The following is a 15,766-nucleotide window of genomic DNA, read 5'->3' on the forward strand; positions in this document are numbered from 1 at the left end:
AAAACCCTTCGCGCCGAAGGGGGTAAAATAAGCGTGCCATGTCCTACCAGAAATTAGACCAAACCAACCGCCGCCCGCTCGCCGAGGCGCTTCGCAACGACACCTGGGTCGTGGCCTGCCTGTGCGCGAACTGGTGCGGCAGCTGCCGTGAATATGAAGCCGCCTTCCAGGCCTGGGCGGCCCGCTATCCGCAGCATCACTTCGTGTGGATCGATATCGAGGACCAGGCCGACCTGGTCGGCGATCTCGACATCGACAACTTCCCTACCCTCCTGATCGAGCGCGGTGCCACGGTCGCCTTCTTCGGCCCCATGGAACCGGACACCCGCCTGGCCGAGCGCATCCTGCTGGCCCAGGTCGACAAGAGCGACGCCGACCTGCAACGTGAAGCCGCCAGTTCCGCCGAACGCCGCACCTGGCAGGAAGATTGCAGCCTGCTGGACAAGCTGGCTGATGTGATCGGCTGAAGTTTCCCTCAACGCGCGTCGCTTCAGGTTGCGTACTTCAGGTCAGCCAGGGATCGGTTTCCGGGTGCGGGAAACGCGCACTGATGAAATCGGCAAAGCTGCGCACCTTGGCCGACAGCAGCCGGCGGCTCGGATACACCATCGAAATCACCACCTGCCCCATGTCAAAGCCGGGCAGCACCTGTACCAGCTTGCCGCAACGCAGGTCATCGCCCAGCGAGTAGGAGGGCCGCAACACGATACCCATGCCGGCCAGCGCCAGGTCACGCAAAAGCACGCCGCTGTTGGAGACCACCTTGCTGACGATGGGAACATCCATCACGCCGGCCTCAGTATTGACATGCCAGTGATGGCGCAAATATTCATGCGAGAAGTTCAGGCAGCTGTGGCGCGACAGGTCTTCGGGCTGTGCGGGCGCTCCGGCGCGCTCCAGGTAGGCAGGTGAAGCACAAAGGATCACCTTGGCTACACCCAGCTGTCGCACGATCATGCTGGCATCAAACTTTTGCATGCTGCTGAAGAATCCGATATCGATGCCTTCCTCCACCAGGTCGATGGAGCGGTCGGAAAGATAGACGTCCAGCCCCACGTCAGGATAGATCCCGGCATAGGCAGCCAGCATCTCGCCCAGTTGCGACTGGCCGAAACCGGCATTGGAATAAATCGCCAGCGTCCCGGCCGGACGTTTGGTTTCCATGGATACCAGCGCTTCGGCATCATCGACCTCGGCGAGGATCATGTGAACCCGCTCCAGATAGGCCTGCCCGGCCTCCGTAAGCGAGAGGCGGCGGGTCGAGCGATTGAGCAGGCGGGTCCCCAGGTGTGCCTCCAGATCGGCGATGAAACGGGTTGCCACCGCATTGGAAATGTCCAGCAACTCGGCGGCACGCACGAAACTGCCCTGCTCCACCACCTTTGCAAACACCCGCATTGATTGCAGACGATCCATTTTTCAAGTCCCTGATTGTTCCACAAAGAGAAATAGTCAATTCCGATTAAACCTATTTTTCTTTGTCTTCGCAATATTTACACTTCGGTCATCGGTTAGCGCAACGCAACAAAGCAACAAGATCGCGCCGACCGGCTTCACCAGGTCGCCCACGAGTGGGCTTTCCCACAAGGAGAGCATGGATCACTCCCGCGACTCGCCGGCCCTGGAGAAGAGCAACCCCCACTTACCCAAACAGAGGACATTATCATGAACATCAAGAACATCATCGTTGCCGCCTCCCTGCTCGCCGCTGCTGGTGCCGCCATGGCTGAAGCTCCGTATCCGCCGGAAACCCCGTTCCACTCGACCCAGACCCGTGCTGACGTCAAGGCCGAACTGCAACGCGCTCAAGCCAATCACGAGATCGCCACGCGCAATGAATATCCCATCATCCGCCAAGCCCCCTCGCAACTGAGCCGCCAGGATGTCGCCAACCAGGTGCAACAAGCCAACAGCGCAGCACAAAGCCTGTATAGCGGCGCTTGATCGGAACCGATCCACATCCGATGTCCGGATGGACCGATTCCGCCACGGCAGTGTTCCGCACCGGCGCATGCCCCGCGTTGAACGTGAATGAACGCGAACGAATGCCGACCGCCTGCGTCCGAACCACCGTGCCAGGATGAAGCTATACCGCAGCAACGCACTACCCGCAGTACCGCAGTCCCCGTACCGCAGCACCACCTGCCATGCCGCCACGTCTTGCCGGGCGCATGACAGCTGGTGCACCAGCCTCCCTCCTCCCCTCGTTTGGCTCCCCTTCTTTTTTCACTGATCGCGCCATGGTCGCAAGTGACGTGCATTCTCACCGCATGAGCCGGCCAGATCGTGCATGACTGATGCATTCAATGCGCTTTTTTGCTGCGATGCGACATGCAAAAATCCCCGGAAAACCTTGTCAAACCGAGCTTTTCCTTGAGATTTTGGCGCACCGCATGTAAAGTCAAGGGTTTGTTCCTTCCCGCCTGGCTCAGGGTTTTCTTGTCAAAGTCGGGCCACCTTTTTTTATCCCCTATGGCTTTATACGTTCACAAATACGGCGGCACCTCGATGGGCTCAATCGAGCGCATCCAGAATGTCGCAAAGCGCGTTGCCAAATGGCACGACGCCGGCCATCAGATCGTTGTCGTGCCTTCGGCGATGTCTGGTGAAACCAACCGCCTGCTGGGCATGGCCAAGGAAATCATGGCCCAGCCCGACGGCCGCGAACTGGACATGCTGGCCTCGACCGGCGAACAGGTCTCGGTGGCGCTGCTGGCCATCGCCCTGCAGGCGCTGGGCAAGCAAGCCGTCTCCTACGCCGGCTGGCAAGTCCCCATCAAGACCGACTCGGCCTTCACCAAGGCGCGCATCCGCTCCATCGATGACGCCAAGGTCCGCAAGGATCTGAACGCTGGCAAGATCGTCATGATCACCGGGTTCCAGGGCGTGGACGCCGACGGCAACATCACCACCCTGGGCCGTGGCGGCTCGGACACCTCGGCCGTGGCCGTGGCCGCTGCCATCAAGGCGGCGGAATGCCTGATCTACACCGACGTGGATGGTGTATACACGACCGACCCGCGCGTGGTGAGCGATGCCCGGCGCCTGAAGACCGTGACCTTCGAGGAGATGCTGGAAATGGCGTCCCTGGGTTCCAAGGTCCTGCAGATCCGCTCCGTGGAATTCGCCGGCAACTACAAGATGCCGACCCGCGTGCTGTCGTCGCTGACCGACCCGCTCACGCCGCTGGCCGAAGAAGCCGCCTCCGGCACCCTGATTTCGTTTGAGGAAGACAAGAACATGGAACAAGCAACCATCACCGGCATCGCCTTCAGCCGCGACGAAGCCAAGATTACCGTGCTGGGCGTACCCGACCGTCCGGGCATCGCCTACCAGATCCTGGGCCCGGTGGCCGACGCCAACATCGAAGTGGACATGATCATCCAGAACCAGTCGGTGGAAGGCAAGACCGACTTCACCTTCACCGTGCCGCGCGCCGAATACGCCAAGGCGGTGGAAGTGCTCAACAGCAGCGTCAAGGCACACATCGGCGCAGCCGCCATCAATGGCGACACCAAGGTCTCCAAGGTCTCGGTGGTCGGCGTGGGCATGCGCAGCCACGTCGGCATCGCTTCGCAGATGTTCCGCACGCTGTCGGAAGAAGGCGTGAACATCCAGATGATCTCCACCTCGGAAATCAAGATCTCGGTGCTGATCGACGAGAAGTACATGGAACTGGCCGTGCGCGCCCTGCACAAGGCCTTTGACCTGGACAGCGCCAAGTAAATCACGCACCGCGCAAAGCGAAGACCGCACCGCTGAAAAAACAGTGATTTTTTGCAAGACCACTGTTGACCGGATGCAAATGAGAAGATATTATCTCGGTCTTCGCTGAGGCAACGCAGCAATGCGATAACAGCCTTCAGTGTGGAGACGTGGCCGAGTGGTCGAAGGCACTTCCCTGCTAAGGAAGCATACGGGCTTAAACCTGTATCGAGGGTTCGAATCCCTCCGTCTCCGCCAAAGCTTCAAATGAAAAACGGGTCCTGATGGACCCGTTTTTCATTTTCCCTTCCGGCTTTATCTCTTACTCGAAAAATCCCCGCTTTCTCCGACTCGTTCAGGGCAACTTTAATTCTCGCTGCTGATTGGGTCCTGACTGAACCAGCAAATACCCCTCCATCTGAAGGTCAAGCAGCGTGACCACGGCGCGCGGATCGAACAGGAAGTGCGCCCGCTGGAACGCACTTCCTGATCCACATCCTGATGGAATGTCAGGACGAACGCTTACTGAATCACCCCGCACGCCAGTCGCACACCCCCGCCACCCAGCGGAGCCGGATGATCCGAGTGATTATCCCCGCCCACATGCACCATCAGCGCATGTCCGCGCACTTCGGCCAGCGTCTTCAGGCGCGGGGCCAGGACCGGATTCTCGGCCTTGCCATCGGCCGTCACATACAAGGCCGGCAAGTCACCCAGATGGCCTTCGCCATAGGGACCTTCATGCTTGCCGGTCTTTTGCGGATCCCAATGCCCACCGGCGGCGAGCGCCGGCTCCATCTTTCCATCCTTCTCCAGCGGCGCGCAGGAGGCATTCTGGTGCACATGGAAGCCATGCACACCCGCCGGCAAGCCCGACAAGGCCGGCTGGAACAGCAGCCCATAAGGCGTCTCGCTGATGGTCACCTCGCCCGCCGGGGACGCCACCCCTTGCGCGTTGACCAGGTTCAGCGCCACCTTGAGCGGCGCTTCGGCAGCCATGGCAGCCGAAGCCGCTGATGCGCAGGCCAGCAAGGCCAGCTGTGCAATACGTCGTTTCATGATCGTTCTCCTTCGTTGGTTGAAAGGTGAAGAATAGGCACTGACACGGCAGCAGGCCGAAAACCAGAAAAATCGCTGATGATATCTGGACAATATTCTCCCATCAGACCGAAAAACTTCGAGAGAATGCCCGAAGGGATTAAATCTCTCGCAACACGGCCTTCAGCATAGGACCGCATGCGGCGCAGGACAACAGGGAAATCTGGAAGAGAAGCAGCCAGTTGGCGGGCAGCGCAACACCACGCACCGGCGGCCAGCCTTATTGGTCGGGAAGGTCTTCAGCGGAAGCCGACGTTTCCGGCACAAAGTTGAGCTTCCGCCCCTCCAGCAGCATGGCGTGGAAATCCACCGCCGGAATCGGGCGCGAGAAGATATAGCCCTGCAATTCATTGCAACCGGCTTCGCGCAGGAAGTTCAATTGTTTCTGCGTCTCCACCCCTTCGGCGATGACCTTGTGGCGCAATTGCTTGGCGATGCCGATGATGGCGCTGGCGATGGCGCAATCATTGGTATCGTCCGGAATGCCCATGGTAAAGGACCGGTCGATCTTGAGCGTATTGATGGGGAAGCGCTTCAGGTACGAGAGGCTGGAATAGCCAGTCCCGAAGTCATCCAGCGAAATCGTGATGCCCAGGCTGCAGATCTTTTCCATGATGGAAATGACGCGATCAGTGCTGTGCATCAGCATGCTTTCGGTGATCTCCAGCTCCAGCCAGTCGCCACTGAGTGAATGCCGATTCAGCGCCGCACGCACGCGGTCCGGCAGGGACCGGGTGAATTCGCGCGCCGTCACGTTCAGGGCGATGCGGATCGGAGCCAGGCCGGCATCCCTCCACGAGCGTGCCTGGCGGCACACGGCATCCAGTACCCAATCGCTCAACTGCACGATCAAGCCTGTTTCTTCAGCAATCGGGATGAACTCACCCGGCAAAAGCAATCCGCGCTCCGGATGCTGCCAGCGCACCAGGGCCTCGCCACCGGTGATCGCCAAGGTGTTCATATCCACCTTGGGCTGGTAGTACAGCAGCAATTCGTTGTATTCGAAGGCGTGCAGCAAACCGGTTTCGATGCGCAACAGATCCAGCGTGTTGCGATTCATCTCTTCGCTGTAATAGACGTAGCCGTTTTCGTTGTTGTCGCCACCCTGCTTGGCCCGGTACATGGCGATGTCAGCCAGGCGCAGCAGGGTTTCGGTATCGGTCGCGTCTTCCGGATACATGCTCACGCCAATGCTGGCCCCCACGCGCAGCTCATGGCCGTCGATGAAGAACGGATCATCAAACACGGCCAGCAATTTCTGGGCGACGAAGCCGGGATGGTAATCCTTGTCGATGTCGAACAGCGCCACCGCGAATTCATCCGCCCCCAGGCGTGCCACCACATCCTGCTCGCGCAAGGCGCGGCGCAGGCGGATCGCCACTTCCACCAGCAGCATGTCGCCGGCCACGTGGCCCAGCGTGTCGTTGATGGGCTTGAAGCGATTCAGGTCGATGAACATCACGCAGCCGTGCATGTTCTCATGCCGTGCTTCGGTCAGCGCCTGATCCACGGTGCGGGTGAGCAAGGTGCGGTTGGGCAGTCCGGTCAGGGCATCGTAGTAGGCCAGATGATGGATCAGCTTTTCGGCGTTCTTGCGTTCGGTGATGTCGTTGAGATAGCCGATCAGGCCAATCGGATGGCCGTGCTGGTCACGCATCACGGACAGCGACAGACTGGCCCAGAACACCTCGCCGGACTTCTTGCGGCGACGCACCTCCATCTCGCGGCCACCCTGCTCCAGGAACAAGTCGTGCAGCGAATCCTCTTCCTCTTCGTTCTCGTAGAGGAACAGCACGTTGCGGCCGATGGCTTCCAGCGCGCTGTAGCCGAACAGTTGCTCGGCCCCACGGTTCCAGCTGGTGATGAAACCGGCCGGGTCCATGGTGATGACCGACTCGTGCATCTGATTGAGGATCTGCGCCTGCTGCTCCAGCTTGGCTTCGATCTGGTCCAGCGAACGGGCGCGCTTGTCGGTCTCGGCGCGGCGCTGCATCAGGCGGCCGAGGAAAGCCGCCAGCATCGCCAGACGCGTGCGTTCCAGTTCGGTATAGGGGCGGGTCAGCGCCGGAAAGACGAAGTGGCCGAAGCGCGCGCCCTCATGCTCCACCACCTGGCACAGCCCGCTGGCCGACTCCGGCGGCGGGCTGACCACATAGCGGCCACCGGGACGCTTGAGGAAACCGGATGCAATCCCTCCGAGTGCCGCATGCAAGGCCATGCCCTGCAGGTTCTGCATGGCGTCCAGCAGTGCCGAACAGCATGCCAGATCGTCAGTGCCCACGGAGGAAATCATTGTCATCACGCCTCAGTGCTGACGCGCGTGGCCCAATTGAAGGCCTGGATCAGACAACGGCAACACACCTCGGCATCGAGACCGGCTGCATCAAGGTCGACATGACGCAGCGGAATGCGGCCATCTTCGGAGCGCTCGACCACGTTCAGCAGTTTGCCCAGCCGGCCGGTACGGTACACCAGCGCATTGACGATATCCACCGGCAGCTTGAGCGGCTCGATGATGTCGTTGAGCGGCATGCCCAGCAAAATATCCAGCAGCGAGAACATGCCGGTGATGAAGGCGCGGTCCAGTTCTTCCTGGGTGCAGTCCACCTTCTGCGCCATCGATTCCATCATCGCCGCGCGCGCCGCGGCACGCGGCAGCAGCGGATTGGCAGACTCGTCGCCGGGGAAGCGTGCATACAGCAGCAACTGCAGCCAGCGCTGCAGCTGGCGGCGGCCCAGCAGGTTGATGGCCTGGGTGAAATTGGTGATATGGGCCGAGAAACCGAAGGCGGCCGAGCTGACCAGCTTGAAGAGCTGATAGGACAAGGCCGGGTCCTGCTTCAGCAGGGATTCCAGTTCATTGGCATCGGCGTCGCGTGCCACCAGCTCCAGCAATTTCAGCAGGCGCGCACGGGAAATGGAATTCTTTTGCGACAGGCGGCTGTCGGGATGCAAGGCATAGTCGCCAGAGAACCAGCGGAAACCTTCCACCCGGCAGGCATCAAACTGAACGGCATCGCCCACGTTCTCGGCCAGGTGCGGGCCACGCAGGCGGTGCAGCCATTGCCCGGTTTCAGGCAGGTGCCCCACCCCGGCGTCCAGCGCCATCGATTCAACGAAGGGGAAAACGCTCGCGCCCTGCGCCGGCAAGCCATCGGCGATGATGGCGAAGCCGCGGCTGTAGAGCCAGTCCAGCGCATCGATCTTGCCCGGGTCCACGCAATGCTCTACCGGCACGCGCAATGCGAGCTGCCCTTGCGGGATTTCTTGCCGGAATTCCGGCGCGAAGACCGCAGGATCACGCACCGGGATGATGCAGCTCAGTCCGCCCAGTGCGTCATGCAGATCAAATTCATTGAACAAGCGAGACAGCAAGGCATTGTCGTCTTCGACCGCAGGTGAAATATGCAAGGACAGCGCGGTCCAGACGTGGTGGACGTCCGCAACGGGCTGCAAAAACACGAGTGGGAATGGAACGCTTTTATCCTGAACAGCCATATTTTTATCGTGGCGCGCCGCATTATTTGCTGAGACGCTCTGCAATGTTAAAAAAATATTAACAAGTTTCCCAGCAGAATACTTAATTAAAATTAAATTTTTTCTAAATATACCCGATAAAAGCCACCTTGCAACATGGGTTTATTCTGACAAGAAAATTTCCTGCAAATCATTGAGAAAACGACGCCCAAGATCGGTCGGCCGGATCAAAGCGTGATCGCGATACAACATGCCTTTTTGCTCGGCCAGATTCAGTGATTTTTCGATCTGGTTCAGGCTCATGCCGGTCCGCTCGGCGAAGAGATTCGGTGAGAATCCTTCCGTCAGGCGCAAGGCGTTGAGCATGAATTCGAAGCCCAGGGCATCGCGGCCGATTTCCGCTTCTTCCTGGACAGGCGTGCCGGCTTTGGCATGCTCCAGATAGGACTGGGGATGCTTGTAACGCATCTGGCGCACGATGCGGTGCGGGAACGAGAGCTTGGAATGCGCCCCCGCGCCGATGCCCAGGTAGTCGCCGAATTGCCAGTAATTGAGGTTGTGGCGGGCGCGCCGCTTGGGCTGGGCATAGGCCGAGACCTCATAGTTGACGTAACCGGCAGCCGTGGTCAGCTCGGCAATCATGTCCTGCATGTCGGCGCTGGCATCGTCATCCGGCACCGGCGGCGGATACTTGGCGAAGAGCGTGTTGGGCTCCAGCGTCAGGTGATACAGCGACAGGTGCGGCGGCGCGAAGGCGATGGCCGTTTCGATGTCGGACTTGGCCTCTGCCAGCGTCTGCTGCGGCAGCGCGTACATCAGGTCGAGGTTGAAATTGTCGAAGTTGGCCTGCGCGATCTCCACCGCCTTGCGCGCCTGGTCGCCATCATGGATGCGGCCCAGGGCATGCAGGTGCTGGCCGTTGAAGCTCTGGATACCGATCGACAGGCGGCTGATGCCGCTATCCCGGTAGGAGCGGAACTTGTCGGCTTCAAACGTTCCCGGATTGGCTTCCATGGTGATCTCGATGTCGCCATCGAAGGGCAGCAAGGTGCGCAGGTCCGACAGCAAGCGATCCAGACCGGCGGCCGAGAGCAGGCTGGGCGTGCCGCCACCGATGAAGATCGTATGGATCTTGCGGCCCCAGATCAGCGGCAGCGACTGCTCCAGGTCGCTGCGCAGGGCATCCAGATAAGCTTCTTCAGGGAAACTGCCCTTGACCTCATGGGAATTGAAGTCGCAATACGGGCACTTGCGCACGCACCACGGGAAATGCACGTACAGCGACAGCGGCGGCAAAGCCGTCAGCTGCAGGCTGCCGGGCTTCAGGAAGGCCAGCGCGGCCTGGGCCGGGCCGCTGGCCGCCTGGCCGGACGGGATGTAGGCCGGGATCGGCTTGATGGGGATCATGCCAGCTTCTCGACCAAGGCATGCAAGGCCTGGCCACGGTGCGAGATGGCATTCTTTTCGGCGGCCGTCAGTTCAGCGGCCGTCTTGCCCAGGGAGGGCAGCAGGAAATACGGGTCATAGCCGAAGCCGCCCTGCCCGCGCGGTTGGTCGATGATCTCGCCCTTCCAGACGCCATCGGCGATGACCGGTTGCGGATCATCGGCATGGCGCACGTAGACCAGCACGCAGTAATAGTAAGCGGACTTGTCGGCATGGGCCGCCAGATCGGCGATGAGCTTGGCGTTGTTGTTGGCGTCCGACTTGGGTTCGCCGGCGTAGCGGGCGGAATATACGCCGGGCGCACCGCCCAGGGCATTCACGCACACGCCCGAATCATCGGCCAGCGCCGGCAGCCCGGTCAGGCGGGCAGCATGGCGGGCCTTGGCCAGGGCGTTCTCGACGAAAGTGCCGAAGGGTTCTTCCGCTTCGGGCACGTCGAATTCGCCTTGCGGGCGCACGTCCAATCCGATGTCGCCCAGGAGACTGGCGAATTCCTTCAGTTTGCCGGCGTTGTTGGACGCCATCACGATCTTTTGCTTGGGTTGCATGTCTGGTCCTGATCTTGACGAGGCGCGCGGGATGGGCATGACAGCCGCTGCGCCCCAATGAAAAACGCCATGTCGGTGCGGCACATGGCGTTTTTGTTCATATCGCTTCTAGGCGGCATTGTACGGCGATTTGCGCCGCGGCGTGGCCGGGGATTACAGGCCCAGGGCCTGCTTCTGCAAGCCGTTGAGCGTGGCGATGCCCTGCTGGGCCAGGTCCAGCAGGTTGTTGAGGGTGGCGCGGTCGAAGGCGGCGCCTTCGGCGGTGCCCTGCACTTCGACGAAATGGCCGCCGTCGGTCATGACCACATTCATGTCGGTATCGCAATCCGAGTCTTCCAGATAATCCAGATCGAGCACCGGGACGCCCTGGTAGACGCCGACCGAAATCGCGGCCACGAACTGCTTGACCGGAATGGTTTCGATCAGGCCGCGCGACTTCAGCACGTTGAAGGCGTCATAGGCGGCCACCATGGCCCCGGTGATGGCGGCGGTGCGGGTGCCGCCATCGGCTTGCAGCACGTCGCAGTCCAGTTGCAGGGTGCGTTCGCCAAAGGCTTCCAGGTCGAAGGCGGCACGCAGGGCGCGGCCGATCAGGCGCTGGATCTCCTGGGTACGGCCGGATTGCTTGCCCTTGGCGGCTTCGCGGTCCATGCGGGTATGCGTGGAGCGCGGCAGCATGCCGTATTCGGCGGTCAGCCAGCCCTGGCCCTTGCCCTTCAGGAAGCCGGGAACCTTTTCCTCGATGGAGGCGGTGCAGAGCACGCGGGTGTCACCGAACTCGATCAGCACCGAGCCTTCGGCGTGCTTGGTGTACTGGCGGGTCAGGCGCACGTCGCGCAATTGCGAAACGCTGCGGCCGCTGGGGCGATGGGAAGCTGTCATGGTGATCCTTGTCTTGGTCTGGGCGAGGCTGGGCGGATGGCGGGCGGCCAATTGGCCCCCAAAACCGCCGGTTTGATGTTTTTGATAGCGCGGCGCCGCGAAACTTCATTAAAATGCGGGCTCCGACCGGGTGGCACCCGGGCAGGCCGCACAGGCGGTGCCGGAACGTTCAAGTCCGGCATTGTAAAGGAACACGATGTCCGCCGTCGCGGCATCCTCCATTTACCTCCCTGGCCACCCTGCCCGCCCCGCCCGCAACCCTTATTCGCCGGCGCGCCCTGCTGCGCCGCCCGCCCGCTTTATGGAGTCCCGACCTTGACCATCTACAGCATGACCGGCTATGCCGTCACCACCCGTGAAACCACTGCCGGCACGGTCACCCTGGAAATGAAGAGCGTCAATTCGCGCTTCCTCGACCTGCAGTTCCGCATCAACGATGACCTGCGTGCGGTCGAACCGATGCTGCGCGAAGCCATCATGGGCCGCCTGGTACGCGGCAAAGTGGAATGCCGCCTGTCCTTCGGCCGCAAGGTCGCCAGTGGCAACAGCCAGGCCCTGAACCACACCCTGGTAGGCCAGCTGGCCAGCCTGCAAGACCAATTGCGCGCCCAGTTCCCCGACGCCGCCCCGCTGTCGATCAACGAACTGCTGCGCTGGCCGGGCGTGATGGAAGAAGCCGAGATCAGCCAGGACACCCTGCAAGCCGACATCCTGGCCACGATGCAGCAGACCCTGGACGCCTTCGTCGAATCCCGCGCCCGTGAAGGTGCGGCCCTGCAGGCCGTGATCCTGGCCCGGGTGGATGCGATGGAAGCCATCGTGGCCCGCATCACCCCGCTGGTGCCGCAACTGGTCGAACAATTCCAGCAGAAGGCCACCGAACGCATGACCGAAGCTCTGGGCCTGGCCCTGCAGACGCAGAATGGCGCAACGCCGGTGGCCACCCGTGAGGAATCGCTGGAACGCATCCGCCAGGAAGTGACCCTCTACGGCATCCGCATCGACATCGCCGAGGAACTGGCACGCCTGTCGGCCCACCTGGGCGAAACCCGCCACATCCTCAAAAAGGGCGGCCAGGTCGGCAAGCGCCTCGATTTCATGATGCAGGAACTGAACCGCGAGGCCAACACGGTCGGCTCCAAGGCCGCCGTCAAGGAACTGGCCGATGCCTCCATGGAACTGAAGCTGCTCATCGACCAGATGCGCGAGCAGGTGCAGAATCTGGAATGACCCCGGGCGCACAGCCCCATTCCGACCGATATTGATTAGTTAAAAGACATTTTTCAGCGAGGACCCCATGCCCGTCCAAAAACCCACATCCGGTAGCCTTTTCATGGTGGTTGCCCCGTCCGGCGCCGGCAAATCGACCCTGGTCAACGCCCTGCTCAAGCAGGAACCGGCCATCAAGCTGTCCATCTCCTACACCACCCGCGCACCGCGTCCGGGCGAAGAACATGGCCGTGAATATTATTTCACTGACGTGGAAGATTTCCTGAAGCGCCAAGCCGAGGGCGAATTCCTTGAGTGGGCCGAAGTGCATGGCAACTATTACGGCACCTCGCGCCTGATGATTGCCGACCAGATCGCCAACGGTACCGACGTCCTGCTGGAGATCGACTGGCAAGGCGCCCAGCAGGTGAAGAAACAATTTACCAATGCGATCGGCATCTTCATCCTGCCGCCTTCGATTGCCGCGCTGGAAGAGCGCCTGAAGAAGCGCGGACAGGACGAACCACACGTCATCACGCGCCGCATCCTGGCCGCCGGCGGCGAAATCGCTCACTCGCCGGAGTTCGAATATGTTATTATTAATCAAGAGTTTGCCGTCGCTTTGTCCGAACTGACGGCAATCGTCCAGGCCGCCCGCTGCCGCTTCCCGCAGCAAGCCGCCCGCAATGCCTACCTCTTCACCCAGCTGGGCATCCACGCGAGCTAAGCCGCACAAGCCAGACCAGCAACCCGGCGCCGGACCCATCAATCCACAAGCAAGACCGTCATTCAGGAGTATCACATGGCCCGCATTACCATCGAAGATTGCCTCAAGCAGATCCCCAACCGCTTCCAGTTGACCCTGTCGGCCACCTACCGTGCCCGCCAGCTGCTGCAAGGCCACACCCCGAAGGTGGAAGCCAAGGACAAGCCGACCGTGACCGCCCTGCGCGAAATCGCCGCTGGCAAAGTCGGTATCGAGATGCTCAAGAAGGTTCCGGCCTGATCCTGGTCCGTCCATGAAGCTGATAACGGACAAGTATGAGCCTCACCACTACCGACTCCACCTTATCAGCCGCTGCTAGCTCCAAACGTGCCGCCGGTTCCGGCCGCACCGCAACTCCCCTCGAAGTCGCCCCTGCCGCCCATAGCGGCGTGGCGACTTTCGCGCATCTGATCCCCAAGCTCGAAGAGTACCTGACCCCTTCCGAACTGAAGAAGGTCAAGGAAGCCTATCGCTTCGCCGACGAGATGCACCTGGGCCAGATGCGCAAGTCCGGCGAGCCCTACATCTCGCATCCGCTGGCAGTGGCCGAGATCTGCGCCGAATGGAAGCTCGACGCCCAGGCCATGATGGCGGCCTTCCTGCACGATGTGATGGAAGACCAGGGCGTCAAGAAGGAAGAGCTGATCGAGCGCTTCGGCGCCTCCGTGGCCTCACTGGTGGATGGCCTCTCCAAGCTGGACAAGATCGAATTCCAGAGCCAGGTCGAGGCGCAGGCGGAAAACTTCCGCAAGATGCTGCTGGCCATGGCGCGCGACGTGCGGGTGATCCTGGTCAAGCTGGCCGACCGCCTGCACAACATGCGCACGCTGGGCTCCATGCCGCCCGAGAAGAAGCGCCGCATCTCGCGCGAGACCATGGAAGTCTACGTGCCCATCGCGCACCGCCTGGGCCTCAACAACATCTACCGCGAGCTGCAGGAGCTGTCCTTCGCGCACCTGCATCCGCTGCGCCATCGCACCCTGCTCAAGGCCGTCAAGGCCGCGCGCGGCAACCGCCGCGAAGTGGTGACCAAGATCATGGAATCGGTCACCAGCACCCTGATCGCCGCCGGCATCCCGGCCCAGGTCGATGGCCGCGAAAAGACCCTCTACGGCATCTATCGCAAGATGCGCAACAAGCACCTGAGCTTCTCGCAGGTACTGGACGTGTACGGCTTCCGCGTGGTGGTGGACAGCTTCGCCAACTGCTACGTGGCGCTGGGCACCCTGCACTCCCTGTTCAAGCCCATGCCGGGCAAGTTCAAGGATTACATTGCCATTCCCAAGTTGAATGGCTACCAGTCGCTGCACACGACCCTGATCGGCCCCTACGGCACCCCGGTGGAGTTCCAGATCCGCACCACCGACATGCACCGCGTGGCCGAATCCGGCGTGGCCGCCCACTGGCTCTACAAGGACGACGAAGGCAGCCTCACCGACCTGCAGCAGCGCACCCACGCCTGGCTGCAGTCGCTGCTGGACATCCAGAAGCAGACTGGCGATTCAGCCGAGTTCCTGGAGCACGTCAAGGTCGACCTGTTCCCGGATTCGGTCTACGTCTTCACGCCCAAATCGAAGATCATCGCCCTGCCCCGTGGTGCCACGGCGCTCGATTTCGCCTACAGCATCCACACCGACATCGGCGACCAGACCACGTCGGCCATCATCAACCACGAACCGGCCGCGCTGCGCTCAGAGCTGCACAACGGCGACATCGTCGAGATCATCACCTCGCCGACCTCGCGCCCCAGCCCCAACTGGCTGGGCTACGTGCGCACCGGCAAGGCCCGTTCGGCCATCCGCCACCGCCTGCGCACGGCCAACAAGGTCGAGTCGCAAGCCGTCGGACGCCGCTTGTTGGGCAACGCTCTTCATACGCTGGGCATCGAACCCGAACTTCCTTCCCATATCGTCGAACGCCTGCTCAACGAATCCAGCGCCAAGACCATGGATGACCTGTATGCCGAGATCGGCATCGGCACCCGCATGGCCCCGCTGGTGGCACGACACATCATGACCATGATGGATACCGGCGTGAGCGTGCCGCAGCTCGATCCGGAAGGCCACATGCTGCCCAACAAGCCGGACCCGGTGGTCATCACCGGCAGCGAAGGGGCCTCGGCGCAACTGTCGTCCTGCTGTATGCCGATCCCGGGCGATCGCCTGACCGGCTATTTGAAGCCGGACCAGACTCTGATCGTGCATACCCAGGAGTGCGAGACCGCCAAGCGGCTGCACGAGAAGGAACCGGACCGCTGGATCGACCTGGTCTGGGGCCACGATCTCAATCGCCGCTTCGATTGCCGCATCACCATCCTGATCCACAACGAGCGCGGCACGCTGGCGCGCATCGCTGCCGAGATCGGCGAGTCCGATGCCAACATCGTCTCGGTGGCCATGGATGACGAAGGCGGCAATGCTTCGATGAAGTATCTGCGCTTCACCATCCAGGTCGAAGATCGCGTGCACCTGGCGCGCCTGATGCGCGGCATCCGCAAGATCGACAGCGTCGCACGTATCCTGCGCGAACGCGGCTGATCCTGCTCGGCCCCCCTCCCCAAACGCCCGCTGATGCGGGCGTTTGTCTTTTCCGGCATTCGTTTTGCAGGCAGCGCATGGCCGGGAGTCTGACAAGG

14 protein-coding genes and 1 tRNA gene are annotated in these 15,766 nt (G+C 61.5%); 8 read left to right on the forward strand and 7 right to left on the reverse strand.

Annotation, left to right across the window (positions count from 1 at the left end; all coding sequences use genetic code 11):
* Positions 1-38 precede the first annotated feature (38 nt).
* Positions 39-467: a thioredoxin family protein gene (locus tag MKD49_RS09410; protein WP_034329278.1), complete on the forward strand. Its 429-nt coding sequence runs from the start codon at positions 39-41 to the stop codon at positions 465-467.
* Positions 468-504: 37 nt separating this feature from the next.
* Here MKD49_RS09410 and MKD49_RS09415 read toward each other — a convergent pair whose 3' ends face one another.
* Entirely contained in the window at positions 505-1,416 is a 912-nt protein-coding gene (locus tag MKD49_RS09415) for a LysR family transcriptional regulator (protein WP_039788330.1), read from the reverse strand.
* A gap of 249 nt (positions 1,417-1,665) precedes the next feature.
* Here MKD49_RS09415 and MKD49_RS09420 point away from each other — a divergent pair, with 249 nt between their 5' ends.
* The 3 genes from MKD49_RS09420 to MKD49_RS09430 all read left to right on the forward strand — a co-directional run bounded on the left by MKD49_RS09420 (position 1,666) and on the right by MKD49_RS09430 (position 3,963).
* The gene (locus MKD49_RS09420) at positions 1,666-1,944 is read left to right on the forward strand and encodes a DUF4148 domain-containing protein (protein ID WP_034329281.1); all 279 of its coding nucleotides are present in this window, start codon (positions 1,666-1,668) and stop codon (positions 1,942-1,944) included.
* A 528-nt stretch (positions 1,945-2,472) separates the two neighbouring features.
* Entirely contained in the window at positions 2,473-3,726 is a 1,254-nt protein-coding gene (locus MKD49_RS09425) for an aspartate kinase (RefSeq protein WP_006462578.1), read from the forward strand.
* Positions 3,727-3,869: 143 nt separating this feature from the next.
* Positions 3,870-3,963, forward strand: a tRNA-Ser gene (locus MKD49_RS09430).
* 264 nt (positions 3,964-4,227) lie between these two features.
* On the opposite strand, the gene sodC is transcribed toward MKD49_RS09430, so the two are convergent.
* From sodC to rph, 6 genes are all read right to left on the reverse strand, one after another.
* Positions 4,228-4,764, reverse strand: a complete 537-nt coding sequence (sodC, locus tag MKD49_RS09435) for a superoxide dismutase family protein (protein ID WP_034335522.1) — start codon at positions 4,762-4,764, stop codon at positions 4,228-4,230.
* A gap of 259 nt (positions 4,765-5,023) precedes the next feature.
* Complete coding sequence (locus MKD49_RS09440; RefSeq protein WP_121039907.1) at positions 5,024-7,096, reverse strand: bifunctional diguanylate cyclase/phosphodiesterase; 2,073 nt, start codon at positions 7,094-7,096, stop codon at positions 5,024-5,026.
* A 5-nt stretch (positions 7,097-7,101) separates the two neighbouring features.
* On the reverse strand, positions 7,102-8,301 hold the full coding sequence (locus tag MKD49_RS09445) for an EAL and HDOD domain-containing protein (protein WP_252696158.1): 1,200 nt from the start codon (positions 8,299-8,301) through the stop codon (positions 7,102-7,104).
* 141 nt (positions 8,302-8,442) lie between these two features.
* Positions 8,443-9,687 carry a radical SAM family heme chaperone HemW gene (gene hemW, locus MKD49_RS09450; protein WP_252696159.1) on the reverse strand — a complete coding sequence of 415 codons (1,245 nt, stop codon included), beginning with the start codon at positions 9,685-9,687 and terminating at the stop codon, positions 8,443-8,445.
* Positions 9,684-10,274, reverse strand: a complete 591-nt coding sequence (gene rdgB / locus MKD49_RS09455) for an RdgB/HAM1 family non-canonical purine NTP pyrophosphatase (RefSeq protein WP_252696160.1) — start codon at positions 10,272-10,274, stop codon at positions 9,684-9,686. The genes hemW and rdgB overlap by 4 nt, the downstream gene beginning before the upstream one ends.
* 153 nt (positions 10,275-10,427) lie before the next feature.
* Positions 10,428-11,156 (reverse strand): ribonuclease PH, encoded by a 729-nt coding sequence (gene rph, locus MKD49_RS09460; RefSeq protein ID WP_204725408.1) that lies wholly within the window; start codon positions 11,154-11,156, stop codon positions 10,428-10,430.
* Positions 11,157-11,471: 315 nt separating this feature from the next.
* On the opposite strand from rph, the gene MKD49_RS09465 reads away from it, so the two are divergent.
* The 4 genes from MKD49_RS09465 (at position 11,472) to MKD49_RS09480 (ending at position 15,668) form a co-directional block, all read left to right on the forward strand.
* Entirely contained in the window at positions 11,472-12,386 is a 915-nt protein-coding gene (locus tag MKD49_RS09465; protein ID WP_121039897.1) for a YicC/YloC family endoribonuclease, read from the forward strand.
* A 67-nt stretch (positions 12,387-12,453) separates the two neighbouring features.
* A complete protein-coding gene (gene gmk, locus MKD49_RS09470; protein ID WP_039788345.1) occupies positions 12,454-13,092 on the forward strand; it encodes a guanylate kinase in 639 nt (212 codons plus the stop codon).
* A 75-nt stretch (positions 13,093-13,167) separates the two neighbouring features.
* Positions 13,168-13,371, forward strand: coding sequence for a DNA-directed RNA polymerase subunit omega (gene rpoZ, locus MKD49_RS09475; protein ID WP_008328299.1), 204 nt, complete (start codon positions 13,168-13,170; stop codon positions 13,369-13,371).
* A 35-nt stretch (positions 13,372-13,406) separates the two neighbouring features.
* Complete coding sequence (locus tag MKD49_RS09480; RefSeq protein WP_121039895.1) at positions 13,407-15,668, forward strand: bifunctional (p)ppGpp synthetase/guanosine-3',5'-bis(diphosphate) 3'-pyrophosphohydrolase; 2,262 nt, start codon at positions 13,407-13,409, stop codon at positions 15,666-15,668.
* Positions 15,669-15,766: the final 98 nt, after the last annotated feature.

Origin of the sequence: Herbaspirillum sp. WGmk3 (genome assembly GCF_023952535.1) — a bacterium.
GTDB classification, from domain to species: Bacteria; Pseudomonadota; Gammaproteobacteria; order Burkholderiales; family Burkholderiaceae_D; genus Herbaspirillum; species Herbaspirillum huttiense.

Coding starts and splice junctions, on each gene's coding strand:
- sodC (WP_034335522.1), bottom strand. CDS start 4,764: ATGAAACGACGTATTGCACAGCTGGCCTTGCTGGCCTGCGCATCAGCG.
- MKD49_RS09415 (WP_039788330.1), bottom strand. CDS start 1,416: ATGGATCGTCTGCAATCAATGCGGGTGTTTGCAAAGGTGGTGGAGCAG.
- MKD49_RS09440 (WP_121039907.1), bottom strand. CDS start 7,096: ATGATTTCCTCCGTGGGCACTGACGATCTGGCATGCTGTTCGGCACTG.
- MKD49_RS09425 (WP_006462578.1), top strand. CDS start 2,473: ATGGCTTTATACGTTCACAAATACGGCGGCACCTCGATGGGCTCAATC.
- gmk (WP_039788345.1), top strand. CDS start 12,454: ATGCCCGTCCAAAAACCCACATCCGGTAGCCTTTTCATGGTGGTTGCC.
- rdgB (WP_252696160.1), bottom strand. CDS start 10,274: ATGCAACCCAAGCAAAAGATCGTGATGGCGTCCAACAACGCCGGCAAA.
- MKD49_RS09410 (WP_034329278.1), top strand. CDS start 39: ATGTCCTACCAGAAATTAGACCAAACCAACCGCCGCCCGCTCGCCGAG.
- MKD49_RS09480 (WP_121039895.1), top strand. CDS start 13,407: ATGAGCCTCACCACTACCGACTCCACCTTATCAGCCGCTGCTAGCTCC.
- rph (WP_204725408.1), bottom strand. CDS start 11,156: ATGACAGCTTCCCATCGCCCCAGCGGCCGCAGCGTTTCGCAATTGCGC.
- MKD49_RS09445 (WP_252696158.1), bottom strand. CDS start 8,301: ATGGCTGTTCAGGATAAAAGCGTTCCATTCCCACTCGTGTTTTTGCAG.
- rpoZ (WP_008328299.1), top strand. CDS start 13,168: ATGGCCCGCATTACCATCGAAGATTGCCTCAAGCAGATCCCCAACCGC.
- MKD49_RS09420 (WP_034329281.1), top strand. CDS start 1,666: ATGAACATCAAGAACATCATCGTTGCCGCCTCCCTGCTCGCCGCTGCT.
- hemW (WP_252696159.1), bottom strand. CDS start 9,687: ATGATCCCCATCAAGCCGATCCCGGCCTACATCCCGTCCGGCCAGGCG.